This window comes from Verrucomicrobiota bacterium, from assembly GCA_039192515.1.
In the GTDB taxonomy this organism is placed as follows: Bacteria; Verrucomicrobiota; Verrucomicrobiia; order Methylacidiphilales; family JBCCWR01; genus JBCCWR01.
Map to the genome: position 1 here is coordinate 32,730 of JBCCXA010000001.1, position 17,568 is coordinate 50,297.

Annotated in this window: 21 protein-coding genes; 15 read left to right on the forward strand and 6 right to left on the reverse strand. The window is 45.9% G+C overall.

Features of this window, described 5'->3' with window-relative positions:
• Positions 1–4 precede the first annotated feature (4 nt).
• The 9 genes from AAGA18_00145 to eda are packed head-to-tail and all read left to right on the forward strand — an operon-like array spanning position 5 to position 9,033.
• On the forward strand, positions 5–1,153 hold the full coding sequence (locus tag AAGA18_00145) for a carbohydrate kinase family protein (protein ID MEM9443734.1): 1,149 nt from the start codon (positions 5–7) through the stop codon (positions 1,151–1,153).
• Entirely contained in the window at positions 1,128–1,910 is a 783-nt protein-coding gene (locus AAGA18_00150) for an SIS domain-containing protein (protein MEM9443735.1), read from the forward strand. Before AAGA18_00145 ends, AAGA18_00150 begins: the two co-directional genes overlap by 26 nt.
• A 36-nt stretch (positions 1,911–1,946) precedes the next feature.
• On the forward strand, positions 1,947–3,314 hold the full coding sequence (locus tag AAGA18_00155; protein ID MEM9443736.1) for an FAD-dependent oxidoreductase: 1,368 nt from the start codon (positions 1,947–1,949) through the stop codon (positions 3,312–3,314).
• Positions 3,315–3,328: 14 nt separating this feature from the next.
• Positions 3,329–4,360 (forward strand): methionine synthase, encoded by a 1,032-nt coding sequence (locus AAGA18_00160; GenBank protein ID MEM9443737.1) that lies wholly within the window; start codon positions 3,329–3,331, stop codon positions 4,358–4,360.
• A gap of 7 nt (positions 4,361–4,367) precedes the next feature.
• Positions 4,368–5,213, forward strand: a complete 846-nt coding sequence (locus AAGA18_00165) for an MBL fold metallo-hydrolase (GenBank protein ID MEM9443738.1) — start codon at positions 4,368–4,370, stop codon at positions 5,211–5,213.
• Positions 5,210–6,151, forward strand: coding sequence for an aryldialkylphosphatase (locus AAGA18_00170; GenBank protein MEM9443739.1), 942 nt, complete (start codon positions 5,210–5,212; stop codon positions 6,149–6,151). The genes AAGA18_00165 and AAGA18_00170 overlap by 4 nt, the downstream gene beginning before the upstream one ends.
• A 9-nt stretch (positions 6,152–6,160) precedes the next feature.
• Complete coding sequence (locus AAGA18_00175) at positions 6,161–7,243, forward strand: Gfo/Idh/MocA family oxidoreductase (protein MEM9443740.1); 1,083 nt, start codon at positions 6,161–6,163, stop codon at positions 7,241–7,243.
• Positions 7,240–8,352 carry a Gfo/Idh/MocA family oxidoreductase gene (locus AAGA18_00180; protein ID MEM9443741.1) on the forward strand — a complete coding sequence of 371 codons (1,113 nt, stop codon included), beginning with the start codon at positions 7,240–7,242 and terminating at the stop codon, positions 8,350–8,352. The genes AAGA18_00175 and AAGA18_00180 overlap by 4 nt, the downstream gene beginning before the upstream one ends.
• A gap of 21 nt (positions 8,353–8,373) precedes the next feature.
• The gene (gene eda, locus AAGA18_00185; GenBank protein MEM9443742.1) at positions 8,374–9,033 is read left to right on the forward strand and encodes a bifunctional 4-hydroxy-2-oxoglutarate aldolase/2-dehydro-3-deoxy-phosphogluconate aldolase; all 660 of its coding nucleotides are present in this window, start codon (positions 8,374–8,376) and stop codon (positions 9,031–9,033) included.
• A gap of 12 nt (positions 9,034–9,045) precedes the next feature.
• Here eda and AAGA18_00190 read toward each other — a convergent pair whose 3' ends face one another.
• Positions 9,046–10,089, reverse strand: coding sequence for a serine/threonine protein kinase (locus AAGA18_00190; GenBank protein ID MEM9443743.1), 1,044 nt, complete (start codon positions 10,087–10,089; stop codon positions 9,046–9,048).
• A 54-nt stretch (positions 10,090–10,143) separates the two neighbouring features.
• On the opposite strand from AAGA18_00190, the gene AAGA18_00195 reads away from it, so the two are divergent.
• The 4 genes from AAGA18_00195 to AAGA18_00210 are packed head-to-tail and all read left to right on the forward strand — an operon-like array spanning position 10,144 to position 12,738.
• Positions 10,144–11,049, forward strand: coding sequence for an aldose epimerase (locus tag AAGA18_00195; protein ID MEM9443744.1), 906 nt, complete (start codon positions 10,144–10,146; stop codon positions 11,047–11,049).
• A gap of 48 nt (positions 11,050–11,097) precedes the next feature.
• A complete protein-coding gene (locus AAGA18_00200) occupies positions 11,098–11,400 on the forward strand; it encodes a DUF971 domain-containing protein (protein MEM9443745.1) in 303 nt (100 codons plus the stop codon).
• 25 nt (positions 11,401–11,425) lie between these two features.
• A complete protein-coding gene (locus AAGA18_00205) occupies positions 11,426–11,968 on the forward strand; it encodes a nucleoside deaminase (GenBank protein ID MEM9443746.1) in 543 nt (180 codons plus the stop codon).
• The gene (locus tag AAGA18_00210) at positions 11,959–12,738 is read left to right on the forward strand and encodes an MBL fold metallo-hydrolase (GenBank protein ID MEM9443747.1); all 780 of its coding nucleotides are present in this window, start codon (positions 11,959–11,961) and stop codon (positions 12,736–12,738) included. The genes AAGA18_00205 and AAGA18_00210 overlap by 10 nt, the downstream gene beginning before the upstream one ends.
• On the opposite strand, the gene AAGA18_00215 is transcribed toward AAGA18_00210, so the two are convergent.
• The 4 genes from AAGA18_00215 to pyrH form a co-directional block, all read right to left on the reverse strand.
• A complete protein-coding gene (locus AAGA18_00215) occupies positions 12,728–13,375 on the reverse strand; it encodes a hypothetical protein (protein MEM9443748.1) in 648 nt (215 codons plus the stop codon). The genes AAGA18_00210 and AAGA18_00215 overlap by 11 nt on opposite strands.
• A 25-nt stretch (positions 13,376–13,400) precedes the next feature.
• A complete protein-coding gene (locus AAGA18_00220; protein MEM9443749.1) occupies positions 13,401–13,946 on the reverse strand; it encodes a hypothetical protein in 546 nt (181 codons plus the stop codon).
• Between the two features lie 115 nt (positions 13,947–14,061).
• The gene (gene frr, locus AAGA18_00225) at positions 14,062–14,622 is read right to left on the reverse strand and encodes a ribosome recycling factor (GenBank protein MEM9443750.1); all 561 of its coding nucleotides are present in this window, start codon (positions 14,620–14,622) and stop codon (positions 14,062–14,064) included.
• Between the two features lie 12 nt (positions 14,623–14,634).
• Positions 14,635–15,396, reverse strand: coding sequence for a UMP kinase (gene pyrH, locus AAGA18_00230; protein ID MEM9443751.1), 762 nt, complete (start codon positions 15,394–15,396; stop codon positions 14,635–14,637).
• Positions 15,397–15,494: 98 nt separating this feature from the next.
• On the opposite strand from pyrH, the gene AAGA18_00235 reads away from it, so the two are divergent.
• Entirely contained in the window at positions 15,495–16,598 is a 1,104-nt protein-coding gene (locus tag AAGA18_00235) for a glycosyltransferase family 4 protein (GenBank protein ID MEM9443752.1), read from the forward strand.
• Between the two features lie 11 nt (positions 16,599–16,609).
• Here AAGA18_00235 and AAGA18_00240 read toward each other — a convergent pair whose 3' ends face one another.
• Positions 16,610–16,978: a YbaN family protein gene (locus AAGA18_00240; protein ID MEM9443753.1), complete on the reverse strand. Its 369-nt coding sequence runs from the start codon at positions 16,976–16,978 to the stop codon at positions 16,610–16,612.
• 103 nt (positions 16,979–17,081) lie between these two features.
• Here AAGA18_00240 and AAGA18_00245 point away from each other — a divergent pair, with 103 nt between their 5' ends.
• Entirely contained in the window at positions 17,082–17,468 is a 387-nt protein-coding gene (locus AAGA18_00245; GenBank protein MEM9443754.1) for a hypothetical protein, read from the forward strand.
• Positions 17,469–17,568 lie beyond the last annotated feature (100 nt).

Below are 17,568 nucleotides of genomic sequence, written 5' to 3' on the forward strand. Positions count from 1 at the left end.
CCTTATGTCCTGCAACTACGAAACTCTCTTGAAACCCATTGAAGCTGCTTTAGAGCGCACCCAGCGACTCCAGGCCATGTTAGGCTTCGATGGCACCGTGGATGTCATCTGCAAGCCCGTCCAGTCCCGGGAAGGAACAGGTTCTCAATTTAGCCCTTTTAAGAAAATGAGGGACTTTGGGGAACGTATCATCGCTGCGGATGAAAAAAGCGCTCTCATTGAAATCGTCATCGAACAAGAAAAGATTGGGGGTAACGGCCCTATTATGGCCAAGGCTTTGTCTTCATCAGGTGTTCAGGTCGACTATATAGGCACAGTAGGTTACCCAGATCTACACCCTTCTTACATCCCTTTAGCATCAGAGATAGCGTTTCATTCCATTGCAAACCCAGCAGTGACCCATGCCCTTGAATTCGACAACGGTAAAGTCATGCTACCCGCCCTTACCAACTACGAACAAGTTAATGCGGAGACACTAGACAAAATCTTAAATCGAAGTCTCATAAAAAAGATGGTGCGGAAGTCTCACCTCTGCGCACTCCTCAACTGGACTTGTCTTCCCGGATGGGAATCCATTCTCTCCTGGTTTGTAGAAGAGATCTTACCTCCATTGGGCCGCAACCAAGAGCGTCTTTTTTTCTTTGACTTGGCGGACCCCTCCATGCATTCCTTGGACGAGCTTAAAAACGTCCTCCAACTCATTAGATCCTTTGAAACATTTGGCCAAGTCGTTCTTGGCATGAACCTAAATGAAGTTCAGCAAATCAGCCGTGCCCTACAAATTCAACCCCCGGAGTCGGAGCCTGATTCTCTGAAAGCTTCACTGGAGGCTATTCGCGCTGAACTAGAAATCACTATTGCCATGGGTCATCCAGTACATTTCGCTGCTTGCGCCTCTGCCAATGGAAGTTGGTCCATTGCGGGCCCACACACCGCCATACCGAAAATCACTACAGGAGCAGGTGATCACCTCAATGCTGGATTCTGCCTCGGCCTTGCACTAGGCTTTCCCCCGGAGGAAGCCCTCAAGTTAGGCGTCCTCTATTCAGGTTACTATGTTCGCACCGCTGAGCCTCCCCGCCTCAAGAATATCCCGAATTTTATTGAAAACCTTAACAAGAATGCCCATGACACCCACCCAACAGTATCTTGAGAAAGCGCAGGGTCTCATCGAGACCGTGACTTCCCAAAAAAAGACCATCGAGCAAGCAGCTGACCTGTTTGCGCAAACCATTTTAGCTGGCCGAATGGTCCATCTCTTTGGCTCCGGCCATAGCAGGATGATGACAGAGGAGATGTGGCCACGTTACGGTTCCTTCCCTGGATTCAACCCCATCGTTGAGTTATCTCTTTCCTTCCATAACTTGGTCATTGGTGCCAACGGCCAACGGCAAGCGATGTTCTTGGAAAACGTCACCGGTTTTGCTGAACGGATCCTCAGGAACTATGATTTGTCAAAAGAAGACAGCGCATTAGTGATTTCCTCTAGTGGCTGTAATATCGTTCCTATCGAGATGGCTGAAGTTTTTCAGAAGCGTAAGGTTAAGGTTGTTGGATTAATCAGTAAGCAGCATTCCGAGCCCAGTGAGAGCAAAAGGACAGATGGCAAGAAACTCCAGGACTTCTCAGACATTGTGCTTGATACCGGAGCACCGCTTGGTGACGCTATGGTGCAAGTCGAAGGACTCGATACTCCGGTCGCGCCTGGCTCGACAGTGGGTGGATGCCTGATTATCAATTGCATCAAAGCGGAAGTGGCTCAGCGCCTAACTGCCGCAGGACACCCTCCGAAAGTCCTTAGCGCCGGCGCCGTTGTGGGCAAGGAACGCGCGGTGGAATTATTTGAAAGTGCCTATGACGAACATGCGCATCGCATTGCCAGCTATTACGAAAATATAGGTAATGATTAGAATGTACTACAAAATTTTAAAACAGTTTTTTAAGCGATGAACATTCTAAATACATCCGCAATCCCCCTCATTGCTGAGACAGATATCCTGGTTGTCGGTGGGGGATCTGCTGGCTGTAGTGCTGCCTTAGCAGCACGCCAGACCGCTGCAGTTGATGTGACCTTGATTGACCGCGCAGGTTTCCCCGGAGGTATTTCTACGCAAGCATTGGACACCTTTTATGGATTCTTTACCCCAGGGGACTCACCGCGCAAAGTCGTCGGTGGTATCGGGCAGCAAGTTGTCGATGCCCTTGATGCAGTAGGCGCCGTTTTCTTGCGTCCTAACACTTATGGTGCCGGAACTGGTGTCAACTATAACCCAGAACGCTTGAAGCTGATTTGGGACCGTCTCCTTTACCAAGCAGGCGTTAACACTCGTTTGCACACAACCCTAGTCGAGGTTGAGAAATCGGCCGATCGTATTGAATCCGTCATCATTCACGGGAAACAGGGATTCGGGCGGATCCGGGCCCGTCACTACATTGATGCTTCCGGCGACGCGGATTTTTGTCACCTGGGAGGCATTCCATATGAACGTGCAGGAGAAAATGAACCTTCCCAGACTATGACCACCACATTCCGAATGGCTAATGTGGATTTAGAAGCATATAACCAGGCGGGCGGAAAAAAAATTCTGATGGAAAAAATGGCTGAAGCCTTAGAAGAAGGTACTCACCCGCTGCCGCGCAAAGCAGGAAGCGTGCATCCTATGAATGTTGCAGGTTGCGTCTCAACTGTAGCAGTCCGAGTTGCCGGGTTCTCTGGAATCGATTCGATCGACCTAACTTGTGCTGAGCAGGAAGGTCGCCGGCAGGCCTTTATCTACGAGGAATTTCTTCGCGATTGTGTACCGGGCTTTGGCAAATCAAATATCATTGGACTTTCCTCTAGCATAGGCGTTAGGGAAAGCCGCCGAGTTTACGGAGAATACCGTCTCACTCGTGAGGATTGTCTAAGTCGAGGGCGTTTCGAGGATAAGGTCTTGATCTGCGGTGCACCTATTGAGGACCACCGTGCTTCGAATGATGGCCAGGAGGAGACCCACTGGGCTTATGTACCCGAAGGTGGAGTCTATGAAGTTCCCTTTCGTTGTTTTATCCCTAAAAAAACTGACCAAGCACTGGTCTGTGGTCGATGCTTTAGTGCCACTCATGACGCTCATGCTTCGTGCCGCTCCATGGGTCAGACTATGACCATGGGGCACGCCTGCGGCACCGCTAGTGCGCTGGCTATGGAAAGCAACTGTACGCCACGCGACCTCTCCAACCAACAACTCCAGGATACATTACTTAGTCAAGGCGCAGTCCTGGACTATCCGAAATCAATCGCCGACACCAGCCCGGACGGCTGGTCTAATAACTAAATTCTTAAAAACACATGAAAGAAAACCCCCTTCGCACCTCTGTCATTGGAAGTTATCCCTTCCCCTCCTGGCTTTTATTTGCCAGTCAGAACCTCAACGCCTTTGGAACCTCGGATATCGCCGAAATGCAGGAAGATGCTGTCATTGCCGCGCTCAATGATCAACTATCTGCTGGCTTGGATGTTGTTACTGATGGCGAACAAACACGCTTTGATTTCAATCTCTCGTTCTACGGTTATATCGAAGGAATTGAGCTCGAGTCCAAAAGCCCTAGACTCCACGGACCGCCTGCCCACGATCAACGAGGAAAGCATAAGATCTCTGGCAGCCTTGCTGCTCCTCGCGGACTTGGTGCTGTGGAAGAATTCGAGCGCCTAAAACAGCTGGCTGGGGACACGACTGCCACTCTTAAGGCCTCGATTCCCGGCCCCTACACCATGAGTGGTCGGCTCCTTCCAAATAACCAATACCCAGACCGCTGGGCCATCACCGAAGCACTCCTGCCATTCATTCGCGATGAGTTAGAGAAATTAGTGGAGGCAGGCTGTACCGAAATTTGTGTTGATGAGCCATCAATGAGTTGCTATGCCTACAGGGAAGATACGGCTAGATTTGTCGACATCTTTAACCGCACAGTCGAGCCGATCCGTGGAAAAGCTCGTATCTGCACTCACCTCTGCTTTGGAAATTTCAAAGGGCACGCAGTAGGTCTGCGCAGGATCGGTCCTATGTTTCCAGACTTTCTCGATTTCCACGTTGATGAGATGCATGTGGAAATGGCTAGTCGTGAGTTTGCTGAAATCGAAGCCATTAGCGACATTGCAAAACGTATGGACGTTGCCGTCGGGATCATCGATGTTAAAAGTTACTACGTCGAAACTCCGGAGGACATTGCTGATCGAGTTCGACTCTGCCTTCAACACGCACCCGCGGAAAAGCTAGTATTTGCTCCGGATTGTGGATTAAGCCAAACTGCTCGCTGGGCTTCTAAAAAGAAATTAAGGAATATGGTAGCTGGCGTTCACGAAGTCCTTAAGAAGTTATAGCAGCCTTATGATCCAGGCTTTACAGAAAGATGATGTCCTGCTTGCTGACATCGAATCCGCTCCCGATGACAGGCTGCATCTCTGGTGGCTGGGCCAAAGTGGCTTCCTAGTTCGCCATGGCAGGGATCGCTTTCTCTTCGACCCCTATCTCTCCGAAACACTAACCCAAAAGTATGCGAAGACCGACAAGCCGCATGTCCGCATGACGGAGCAAGTCATTGACCCACAACGATTGACAGGCATTCGTGCAGTTACTTCAAGTCATGCCCATACGGACCACCTCGATCACGGAAGTCTGCTTCCACTTCGTGAAGCTAATCCGGGCATGAAGCTAATCCTGCCTCGAGCCATCCGAGAGCTCACTATGGACCGTCTAGGAGATTGGGAAGAAGGTTTCTGCTGGATGAATGCTGGAGAATCCGTCAACTGCGGGAATATATGCTTTCGAGCAGTCCCTGCGGCTCATAACGATTTAAAGACCGATGACTTAGGGAATCACTACTTCCTCGGCTACGTCGTTACAATTGGTCCTTGGAGCATTTACTTTAGCGGAGACACCCTTCCCTATACGGGCATGAAGGAGGCGATCGGTAACCCCGTAGACATTGCTATCCTGCCCATTAACGGGAATAAACCGGAACGCAGGGTAGCTGGCAATTGTGATGGAGCCGAAGCCGCCCGCCTAGCAAAAGATATCGGAGCCGAGACAGTCATTCCTTGTCATTACGAAATGTTCGAGTTCAACACGGCCTCACCTGAGTTATTTGAAGAATCTTGTCGGGAACTCAATCAACCCTTTACGCGACTACAGGCTGGCGAGCGTTTCAGCTACAAGGGAAGAAACAGTTCATGATCCGGACCGTTCTAGAAGATATAGCTCCGCAAAAACTTGGGATTTGTTATGCGCATGAACACATCATTATCGATGAAAGTGTGGCTACTTTACGTTTTCCAGAATTTCGACTCAATTCGGTTGCGAAGGGAACGGCAGAACTCAAACAATTTTATCAAGACGGCGGGAGAGCCATGGTTGATTCCATGCCCTGTGATGCCGGGCGTAATGTCCTGAAGTTAGCTGAGATTTCTCGCCAATCCAAAGTCCACATTCTTTGTCCTACAGGCTTACACCTGGCTAAATATTACGACGATGGACACTGGAGCCATCATTATAACGAAGACCAAATCGCTGAGTTATTTATTCGCGACATTGAAGATGGCATCGACTGCTACGACTACTCTGGACCCATTACTCAACGCACCAAACACCGAGCTGGTTTGATCAAAATAGCTACAGGAGGCCAGCGCCCTACGCCCCATGAAAAGAAACTATTCTCCGCGGCGGCCAAGGCTCATCTGAAAACCGGGTGTCCCATACTTACCCATGTTGAACAGGGAGAAGGCGCAATCCAACAAATTGATCTCCTTTCCTCTGACGGCGTCCGCCTTGACAAAGTTGTTCTCTCTCACACCGACCGCAAGTCCGAGACAGCTTACCATAGAGACATACTACAAACTGGTGTGCGTGTGGAATATGACAGTGCTTTTCGCTGGAAAACAAAAACGAATCCAACACTCGAATTAGTTATGGAACTGATAGGGGAATTTCCCGACCAAATCATGCTCGGCATGGATGCGGCTCGCCCTTCGTATTGGAAGCAGTATGGTGGAGGCCCGGGACTGAGTTTTTTACTGAACGAATTTTCAAAAGTGATGCACGAGCGAGGACTCACAGAACCACAATGGCAAAAGATCTTTATCAACACCCCTGCTCAAACCTACAACTTTAACTGATAGTAGACTATGAACAAAACATGGAAAATAGCTGGAATCGAATTCTCCCACATGCACATGGGTGACCTACTCCGGTGCGTTGATCAACACCCCCACGCGGAAATCGTCGGCATCTGTGACCCCAAACCTGAGCGTATGGAGGAAGCCATCAGCAATTTCAAGCTCGACGCCTCTAGGGTCTTTACTGATGCGCGCCAATGCATGGAAGAAACCCAGCCTGACCTTGTCATTCTTTGTCCCCCAACTGCGGAACATGCCACATGGGTCGAGCGTATAGCACCTTTCGGCGCTCATATTTTTGTGGAAAAACCATTCGCAGGATCACTGCAAGATGCTGACCGGATGATTGCAGCCGTCGAAGCTTCCGGCAAAGAACTCATTATCAACTGGCCTTTGCGCTGGGTAGAAAGTCACTGCACAACCCATCGTTTAATTCGGGAAGGACTTATTGGTGACATCATTGAGGTTCACTATTACGATGGTAACCGCGGACCTCTTTACCACGGAGCAGACAAAGTAGAACTCGAATCAACTGCGGAAAAAAAACTAGAGAGTTGGTGGTATAAGAAAGATTCGGATGGTGGCTCCCTGAGGGACTATCTCGGCTATGGTGTCACCCTTGGAACCTGGTTCAATGGTGGACAAAAGCCAGATGCCATTACTTGTCTCAGTGCAGGCACCAGTGGAATTGAAGTCGATGAGCACAGTATCACGCTAGCTCGTTATGGGGAGCATCTCTCCAAGTTCGAGACTCGGTGGGGCACATTCTCGGACCCCTGGACTTACCAGCCACAGCCGAAATGTGGATTCATCATCCGAGGCACGGACGGAACTATCAGCAGCTATGACTATGAATCCACCATTCGTATTCAAACTCGCGGTCGACCCGAAGGCTATGAACAAGCTGTGGACCCTTTCCCCAAGGGAGAAAGCAACGGCATCGAGTACGCTCTAAAAAAAATTAGCCTGGGCGAGCCAATTGAAGGGCCATTGAACCCGAAGCTAGCACGCATTGGTCAGCAAATCGTTGACAGTGCCATCCGGAGCATTGATGAAGGATGCACCGTGAGTCTGGAAGGAGCTCTATCATGAGTAACAAAGATGATGCGCGGGAATTAAAAGTAAAAGAGGCCCAAAAAACAACTGCACCTGTTCTACCATACCGGCCTGCTATTCCCAAACGCTCTCCTCAGCCCATCGCCCTGATTGGTTGTGGCGGGATTGCTCGTAATCACCTGGAAGCTTACCAGACATACAAATTTCCGGTGCATACTCTCAGCGATATCAATCTAGAAGCTGCCCAAGCACTAAGGGATGAGTTTTTTCCGGAAGCCAGTGTCTCGGATTCCCCAGAGTCCGTTCTTGAAGACTCTTCTATAGCGGTAGTAGACCTGGCCCTTCACCCGGATCACCGCTTGCCATTTATCCGCCAAGCTCTCCAAGCTGGTAAACATGTGCTGAGCCAGAAGCCCTTTGTAACAGACATCCAAGCTGGTCACGAGCTCGCGGATCTAGCAGACGAAAAAAAACTAAAACTCGCTGTTAACCAAAATGGTCGTTGGGCTCCTTATTTCAGTTATCTGCGGTCAGCAGTAGCCGCTGGGCTTCTCGGAGAAATTGTTAGTTGTGACATCCAGATCGCCTGGGATCATAGCTGGATTCAAGGCACCCGTTTCGAGAAAATTCACCACATCGTTCTCTACGATTTCGCCATCCATTGGTTTGATATGGTGCGTTGCATATTTGGAGATCGCCAGGCGTTACTGGTTCACTCTCAGGTGCAAAATGCTCTCGGACAACTAATCCAACCCCCGCTTTGTGCTCAATCTCTGATCCAATTTGAAGGAGGTCAAGCCTCACTTGTCTTTCGAGCTCACACCAAATTTAGCCCTGCTGAATCGGTTGTTGTCACTGGAACCAAGGGAACCTACCGCAGTTCCGGTCCGGTCTGCGCGAATAATCAAATTCTGCTGACCACGGAGGCAGGCGAAGCTGAGGTTGAACTTGATGGCGCTTGGTTCAACGACGGGTTCGCTGGGGCCATGGGAGAATTGCTCTGTGCTATTGAAGAAAACCGCGAACCCCTTAATAGCGCTCGCAAGAACCTACCAAGCCTGGAGTTATGCTTTGCGGCCGTCGCCAGTGCCGATAGTGGCCAATCTGTGAGCCCAGCAAGTGCAAACAGCATTGATGTGACATAATTAGGGCTTAGTATAGAAAAGATGCATAAAGAAGAGATTATTAACAGGCTGCTAGACCCCGGGGTTATAGCTATTATTCGAGCAAACGACTCCAACCAACTAACGGACGCTTGCCAAGCTCTTATAGAAGGAGGTATTCACGCTATTGAGGTAACGATGACTACTCCAAATGCCCTTGGTGTTATCCAAGAGACAACTAATTATTTTGGCAAACAAATCCTGATGGGAGTAGGGTCAGTGCTCGACGATACCACAGCTCGAATGGCGCTCTTAGCTGGAGCCGAGTATGTTGTCACCCCAGTTTTTCGTCCCGAGATCATCTCTATTTGCCAGCGCTACGGAAAGCCTATCTGTTGCGGTGCATATACTCCCACGGAGGCCTTGAATGCCCACGAATCTGGTGCCGACTTTATCAAAATTTTCCCAGCGGATGGCCTGGGACCTTCTTATATCAAGGCAGTAAAAGCACCTTTACCACAACTAAGAATTATACCTACAGGTGGTGTCACTCCCGAAACCTGTGGTGCCTTTATTAAAGCAGGTTGCTCTGCGGTAGCCGCAGGAAGCAGTTTAGTGAGCAAAGATATTTTAGAGAAAAAAGATTGGAGCCAATTAAAGCAATCCGCACAAATCTTTGTAGATGCTATGAAAAAAGCAAGAAATAGTTCTCCGGAACTTTAAAACTTACATGCTCTAAGATTTCTCTTTGATCATTCGCAGGCACTCCTCCAAGTCTACTATCTGCTCTTGCCAAAACGAGCGCGTTCCAAATTCTGGAAACTTAGGAGGAAAAGAAGGGTCTTCCCAACGCTTTCCTATCCAGGCACAGAAATGGATGTATCGAAGAGCTCGCAAAGGCTCAGTTAGTCTTAGGCTCCCATAATCAAATGTCTTCAGCATTTCATAGGATTCTAATAAAATATTTCTTTGGCGATTGCTATATTCGTCTCGACCTGGTGTCAAAAGCCAAATGTCTTGAATGGCGGGTCCCTGCACCATGTCGTCAAAATCCACCCAGAAAAAGCCTTGGCGTCCATAGAGTAAATTCCCTAAATGTGCGTCCCCATGGATACGCTGATAGTCTGCAGAATCAAACCACGGTTGCGTCAATTCGCAGATCTCTTCAACAAGATCACTATAATGGTCCTCCAGATCAGCCTCAATCCACCCTTCATCCAAAAGATAATCAAGGCTCTGTAAGCCATAACTTTCAGGTCCAATTTTAATGCGTGAGTGCGCTTCAGACCTAGCACCAACAATATGAATTCGCGCGAGAAGACGCCCAATTTGTGAGAGCTGTTCATCAGTGAGTTCATCTGGGTTGCGGCCACCTACTCGAGGAAAAACGGTGTACCAAATATGATACTCCGGCATAAATCTAACTGTTTCGCCATTAGAGAATGGGAGTGGAGCCACAACCGGTATTTCTTCCTTCTCAAGATCGATCAAAAACTGATGTTCTCCATGAATCTGTTCTCTTGACCAGCGACCCGGCCTGTAGAATTTGACTATCCGGAAGGCCTCGCTGGGGTTATCGGGAGGCGCAGGCTCCGCGAGCTCTATTTCGACTTCATAGACTCGGTTCTCCATACTATTGAGTGGCATGCAGCGCCCTGTACATCTTATATTTGCAGCTTCTACGGCCTCTAAAATTCGGTCGGGGGTAAGATCGAAAAAATGCTGCGTTTCTTGGTCTCCCCAAGCGAAGGGTGTATCATGTGTTGAAGTTTCGACCATAGCTATTATTATGGTGTAACAGAGTAAGTGAGTAAATGCAAAGGGAGTTCCTAAATGAGTAGAGAAGTGCAATTCCAAGGACAGAGGGTCATTGAATTACAAACGGGAAACTCTCTTTTGCGCGTATCCCCCGAAAAGGGAGGCAGATTATTGATGTGGGAAGTGTCTGGTAAGCCTGTTATTCATTGGCCCGAAAATGCCGATTGGTCCAATCCACCTAAGATACGCGGAGGCAACCCCATATTGTTCCCCTTCATTGCCAGACATTTTGTTGATGGGCAAATAGGCAAGTGGAAAGACACGGCAGGCGTAATTAGAGATTTACCCATGCATGGATTTGCGCGCGCCGCACCATTTACAGTTGTAGATGATGATCCTTCTACAACTCGAATGAGATTAGTAGATAATCAAGATACACAAGCACTTTACCCTTACGCTTTTGTATTCGATGTTGTTTATGAGTTAGATGAAACATCGGTTCGTGTAGTCTTTGAGACAGTAAATAAGGGAAATGAACGGATGCCTTATTATGCAGGGCACCATTTTTATTTCCCTGTGCCTCATGACGAGCGAGAGCAATGGGAGTTACATCTGATAGCAGAAAAGTGGGCACGGCAAAATGATGATGGTTCCATTGTCTTTTCTAAACCTAATGACAATATACTGAGCTTAGCAGATCCAGATCTCAATGATCGTATGCATATTCTAGGAGGAGTGGGTTCCGTTCCTAATGCAGAGCTTAGAAAAAAAGATGGTTCCTACAAGCTGCTATTTGACCTAGCAACTGAAGGATTCCCATGGTATGCAGTCACAACCTGGACTCAAACAGACTCGTCTGATTTTTACTGTGTTGAACCTTGGTTAGGCCTCCCAAACGCCATTCACCATCATTATGGCCTACGCTGGATTGAACCCGGCCAAAAAGAAACTGCTGGGTTTACGCTTAGATGGCTGGTTTAAGTCTTTATCCGGCCTTGAGTTTGTATACGCACATGGCATGTTTCCATTATGTTGTATCCAGAAAACATCGCTCTGATAGGTGATGAGGTAGCCATCAAGTGGGAGGACGGTAGCGAGGATTTCTTTTCCATGGAGCGTCTACGAGCTCATTCACCAAGTGCAGAAAATCAAGGAGAAAGAGATCTCCTAGGGAATCAATATGGAGGCACTGAACAGGATAAATTCCCTGGGGTATCTGTAACCGGTTGGGATATAGTTGGGAGTTATGCTGTCCAATTTAAATTCAGTGATGGACATAACTCTGGTCTATATTCTTATGATTATTTAAAAAAGTTAGCCGACAATTCCTAAAAACCCTCGTCCATTAAAGATAGTCATGATTGAATGCCCATTCCGAAAAAAGTACCCAGACGAACTTGTCCGGGATCATACTTATTTTATGTCCATGGCCTATAATCAGGCGATAGAAGCATGGCGTAGAGATGAAGTGCCCATTGGTGCTGTGATAGAAATGGGAGGCAAAGTCATCGCCTCTGCTTATAACCAAGTTGAAACGCTCAAAGATCCTACCGCCCATGCTGAAATGCTCGCCATTACTAAAGCAGCTAATGCCATTGCAGACTGGAGGCTTAATCAAGCTACACTTTACGTTACAAAAGAACCATGCCCTATGTGTAGTGGTGCCTGTATTATGGCGAGGATTAAAAAAGTTCATTATGCTGTTAGCGATCCTAAAATGGGTTATTTGGGAGGAGCTATGGAAGCACATCTATTGGATACTTTGAATCATAGACTCCATGTTGAGATGGGACCTATGGAGTTTGAATGTAAACAGTTACTCCAGAGTTTTTTTCAGATGAAGCGCCTAAAACTAGATAACATCAAAGATGTGGAAGCCTTTAAACACTTATGGAATTAGTCTTCATGGGAACAGGAACATCACTGGGTGTTCCTGTGATTGGTGTTAAAAAGCATTTTTGTGATCTAGCTAATCCTAAAAATTGGAGGACTAGGACATGCGCTCACGTGATTATGGATGGTGTCCATATTCAAATTGATGTTTCACCTGAGTTTCGTTTGCAATGTATTTGGAATGAGATTAACTGGATTGATTTTGTGATACTAACACATGGCCATTCAGATCATGTCATGGGGATGGATGACTTGCGAAGTTTTTCTGCCATGAAAGATGGTGAGGCTATGTTAATTTATTCCTGCGAAGACGGTCTACAAAGGCTCAGAGATTCTTTTGCTTATGCAATACTTGATCGGCCACTAATAACAGGCTACCCAGCTTTTAAGCCCCTGGACATGCCTAATAAACTCCAGCTACCGTGTGGAACAATCTGCTCAACTTTACTACCTCATGGCACATTTGAAGTGCTTGGATTAATTTTTCAGGAAAAAAGCACGGGTAAAAAATTAGCTTATTACACAGATTGTCATGAGGTTACTCCTACCGCATTGGATTTAGCAAAAGGCACAGATGTTTTGGTCCTGGATGCTTTGCGACACCAACCACACAACTCCCACCTAACTATAGATCAAGCCACTGCGATTTCCCAGAGGGTTGGTGCCAAGCAAACATATTTCACCCATATGAGTCAATGGGTTGATTATGATACCGTAAATCGTAATTTACCTGATAAAATAGAGCTTGCTTACGATGGACTAAGGGTCAATTTTTGATCTGTTCCCTTAATTTAGCATAGCGGTCATTATATTTTAACTCGTCCTGGTAATCTTGATAGTATTGCCACCACTCTTGCCTGTCTAAGTAATAGTCGAATAAAGGGGATATCCTATCAAATTTCGAGATTAATTCGTCTCGTTCATTGATCAATTCTAGGATCTCCGCACCGCCTTCCATAGTTGCCGCGACCTTAATCGCCTCAGATTTTACATACTTAAATAATTTTGCATCTTTTTCGACAAGTGACCCTTCGCTGCCTATCCAGAGTTCCCCAACCTTTAAAGCTTCGTAGGCATTATCAAGATACTGAACCGTCGCTGAAAAAGTGTCGTCTTGTTGCTTATTAGCTTTCTCAAAAAACTTTTTAGCAATAGATGCATTCTCGGACTGCTTCTTGAGCATTTGATATTCGGAAGCTTTGAGTAGGAACTCTTGTTGAACTATTTTTTCTAAATATGGATCCACGATCTTGTCTATCTCTTCTATTCTGTCTAGAGCTTTTACCAGCTGCACTTGAACTTTCTCAATGAACTCATTGATTTTCTTCTCCTTGTTCGCAGTTTGTCCATAAACATAATGGATTTGATGGCTTGTTAAAAAAACGACCAAGACCAAAAAAAGATTTGATTTCATAGGTTAAGTTTCCTTTTTTAGATCATTAAACTTTACCCATTGCCTGACTGTAGAGTCTTAAGTGCTTAGAAATAATCCTTTGGAAGTCTTTCCATTCGTCTTCCTCAATAGGACTTTCCCTCATGGTCGTTTGTAGAAGATTGATAGACTGCTTTATTCTCCCTCTTGCATCTTTGAAAAGGCCATCTGAATCGCGCTTTTTAATCATATCGTTGAGCTTTTCGACATACTCCTTGTCACGCTTTTGAATACCATCTTTTGTTTTAAGGGATTCATTGTAGCGGCGTAGTCGCTCACGATAAGCACCAGCACCCTTAGTGCGGTAAAAACCTAAAGCATCCTCAGCCTGCTTTGTGACAATTGTTATCATCTCGGCAGTAGGCTGGTCCGGAACCATAGTCGCTATGAGGTTCATATTACGTATGAATTTCTCACTGATATCGGCAAAAGTTGCAGAGTCTTTTTCTGGCTCTAGGATAGGATCAATCAGTGACTGAGCCCTCGAGGAAGCTAGAGCAAATATGGCAAAAAGAGTTAGAATTGTGCAGAACCGGAAAAAACAACTACCCATTACTCTACAATACGATAAAACTCTGGGAATGTCACAGTTAATCTTATTTTAATCTAGGGAGATATTGAAAACGCGAGCTCTAGCTGCAATAGGTATATCCCAATAACGCATTAGCTTAAATAGTCAGCAGCTCTTTTTCCTTACTGCCGACCATCTCATCTATCTGTTTCACAAATTTATCCGTCAGGTCTTGAGTCGATTTTTCAGAAACTTTTAAATCATCCTGCGTGATAGTAGAGGCTTTTTCCTCTTTTTTAAGTTGATCTAAGCAATCTCTGCGCGCGTGACGGATTGCGATTTTTCCGTCTTCACCCATTTTTTTAACTACTTTGATAAGGTCTTTACGACGTTCCTCTGATAACTCCGGAATAGGAAGGCGAATGATTTTACCGTCAACCATTGGAGTGATTCCAATATTAGCTTCCTCAATTGCCTTACGAATGGGATCAACGTTTGAAGCGTCCCATGGCTGAATCATTATGAGCCGAGGCTCTGGTGTAGTAATTCCAGCGGTCTCTCTAAGACGCATTGTTGAGCCATAACAGTCTACTTTAATATTTTCAACGAGAGCAGGAGAGGCTTTGCCAGTGCGAACTCCTTGAAAATCCTCTTTCACTTTTTGAAGGGTTTTGTCCATCTTCTCTTCCGTTTGCATCAAGATTTCGTCTGTATCCATAAATTTTTCCTATTAATCAGCGACCAGTGTGCCAACTTTTTTGCCCAAGGCAACTGCTTTGAGATTACCCTTGCGAAAGACATCAAATACAACAATCGGCATACGGTTGTCCATGCATAAGGAAAAGGCCGTAGAATCCATCACCTTGAGCTGCTTTCTAAGTGCATCTATATAAGAGATTTTAGGAAAACGGTTAGCCTTGGGATTTTTAACTGGGTCACAATCATAGATACCATCCACTTTGGTTGCTTTTAGGACGACTTCAGCATTTATCTCACTCGCACGTAAGGCTGCTGTTGTATCCGTAGAGAAATAGGGATTCCCAGTGCCCCCAACAAATATAACCACACGCTTTTTCTCTAAATGCCTAATCGCCCGTCTGCGAATAAAGGGTTCTGCCACATTCTTCATTTCGATAGCAGTTTGCACCCGCGTCGGCACGCCCTTTTGTTCCAAGGCTTCCTGGAGACGGAGACCATTGATAACCGTAGCTAGCATACCCATATAGTCAGCGGTGGTGCGGTCCATGCCGGCGTGCGAGGCTGTAGCCCCGCGCCATATGTTGCCACCACCTATGGTCATAGCAACCTGAACTCCTAGCTTATAGACTTCCTTAATTTGGTCGGCGATTTTGCCGGTATTCTCTGAAGAGATGTGCTCATCATCGTCAGCAATAACTTCGCCACTCAGCTTTAAGAGAATTCTTTTATACTTTGGATTAGATTTCTTAGCTGCAGTCCGAATACTGGGTGGACTTGATCTTTTTGTTGGCATATAGGGCTCTACTATCACTTGATTTTTTGCGCGGTCAACGGAGAATTTTTTTTGTTATTTCTCTTTTAGAATAATTTTTTTATAGCCTAGATTTGGTTTTGTTGCGTATCTATTTGTCACTAGCTGATCCCGGCAACTATGGCTGGGGTGTTTGCTCTAAGTATTTGGCTGAAGAGTTAGCTAAATGCTGCGAGGTAATCTCTCTGTCTCCAGAACATATGGATTGGAACAACCCTAATTTGCCGGGAGTACATCTTATGGCGCTGGCAGGTCACTTACAGACACGCAGTGCCGCCAGAGGCATTTTAAATATCGGTTACACCTTTTTTGAGGGGCGTTTGTCTGATCAAGCAATAAGAAATGCTACATACTATGACCATATTTTCGTAGGCTCAACGTGGTGTCAAAAATTGGCTCTAGAGGCCGGTCTTAAACACACTTCCGTTCTAATACAGGGGATTGATTTGGAGTTGTTTCATCAGAAAGATGGCTCGGACCCATCCAGGAAAAAGAGTAGTTCGCCATTTGTGGTCTTCTCTGGCAGTAAAATAGAATATCGCAAGGGGCAAGATCTAACAATTGCAGCATTTAAAAAAATACAAGAACTGCACGACGATATTCATCTAGTGACTATGTGGGACAATTACCTAAAAGACTCCATCCAAACTATGTCCTGTTCTCCACATATTAAATTCGAACTTAAGGGCAAAGATTGGGAGGAAAAGGTTTTGCATTTATGTAAGATAAATGGCCTCGATACCTCGAGAATATTTGTTTTGCCACTAGCTGCTCACACGGAGTGCCCTATTGTATATCGCGAGTCTGACATGGGAATTTTCCCTAGCCGTTGCGAAAGCGGCACCAACTTAGTGCTAATGGAGTATATGGCCTGCGGAAAACCTGCTATCGTTTCGGCGACAGGAGGTCATCTAGACATTATCAATGATTCCAATGTGATCTCACTAAAAGAACTAAAGAATGTTGAAATCCCCGACTACTATGAGAAGTCACTTTCGGTGACTTGGCAGGAAGCTTCGATTGATGAGCTCATCGAAAAAATTAATTATGGCTATTGTCAAAGGGAGGAGATCCGAGAAATAGGTCTACTCGGGGCAGAAACCATGAAACAACACACTTGGTCAAAGACGGCAGATCGTCTAGTCAGAAAATGTGAAGAATTACTAGATAACAATAAACAGTAATTTCTGCTGTTCTAGTCTTTGCATGTTTTGATGCTTAAAACAAACCAAAAGCCGTAAAGAATCACTGACCCACCCACTACCTTGACAATGAAATTATCAATCGCAAAGAAGATAGAATAACCTCCAAATAGTGAAAGGCAAACTAAAGCCAATACTTTTGCTTTTGCTGATATACATCGCTTTTCCTGCCAGCGCCGAATGGTTGGCCCAAAAGCTCTGTGATTAAGTAGCCATTGATGCCATTTTGGAGAGGATTTTGCAAAGCAAGCTGCAGCTAGTAATAAAAAGGGTGTTGTAGGAAGAAGCGGTAGGGCAATACCTGTGAGGGCCAGGCCTAGAAAAACGAAACCCACTACTCGATAAAGCATTATTCTGGACACTAACACATTTTCCTTTCTAAAGGAGCTAATTTGGCATCTCTCAACCCAATACTCCTGAAATGCAAAGATTTTAATTTCTATATACTACAAAATAGTATATAGAATGGCAGGTGTTATTCTAGTTGTTGTTCTCGTAATGATTTTCTTTTTGCATTCTCATGGGGCTGAGGAAATTGAGGGGTGGGTGCCAGTGCCTCTAGTGGTTTCTACACCACAAGGTCCCGCAGCACTTTCATTTGGTTCCGATATCTTGGCAAAGTTATATTTAGAACTTAGTGGTGTAACCGAAGGCTGGTCTCCAATTAAGGCAAAAGAACTCTTGGAGCATAATCCTAGGCTGGTAGAAAAAATTCCACGCCGCTTGCATTTAGAAAACAAAGCACATGTGCAGCAACTCAAGAAAAATAGCGCTCTATTCCCTTACAAAAAATACACGATAGAGCCTGCATTTCATTCTCAAGATGCACATTCCAAAAAGGCTCAAAGCTAGCTAATTGGTATCCATTTGACCTCTAAAGGACAAGTTATTCTCACCCCTAACATGTATGTATAGGCAATTTCTCTATTTACTTCCTAATTTATTTTTTTAT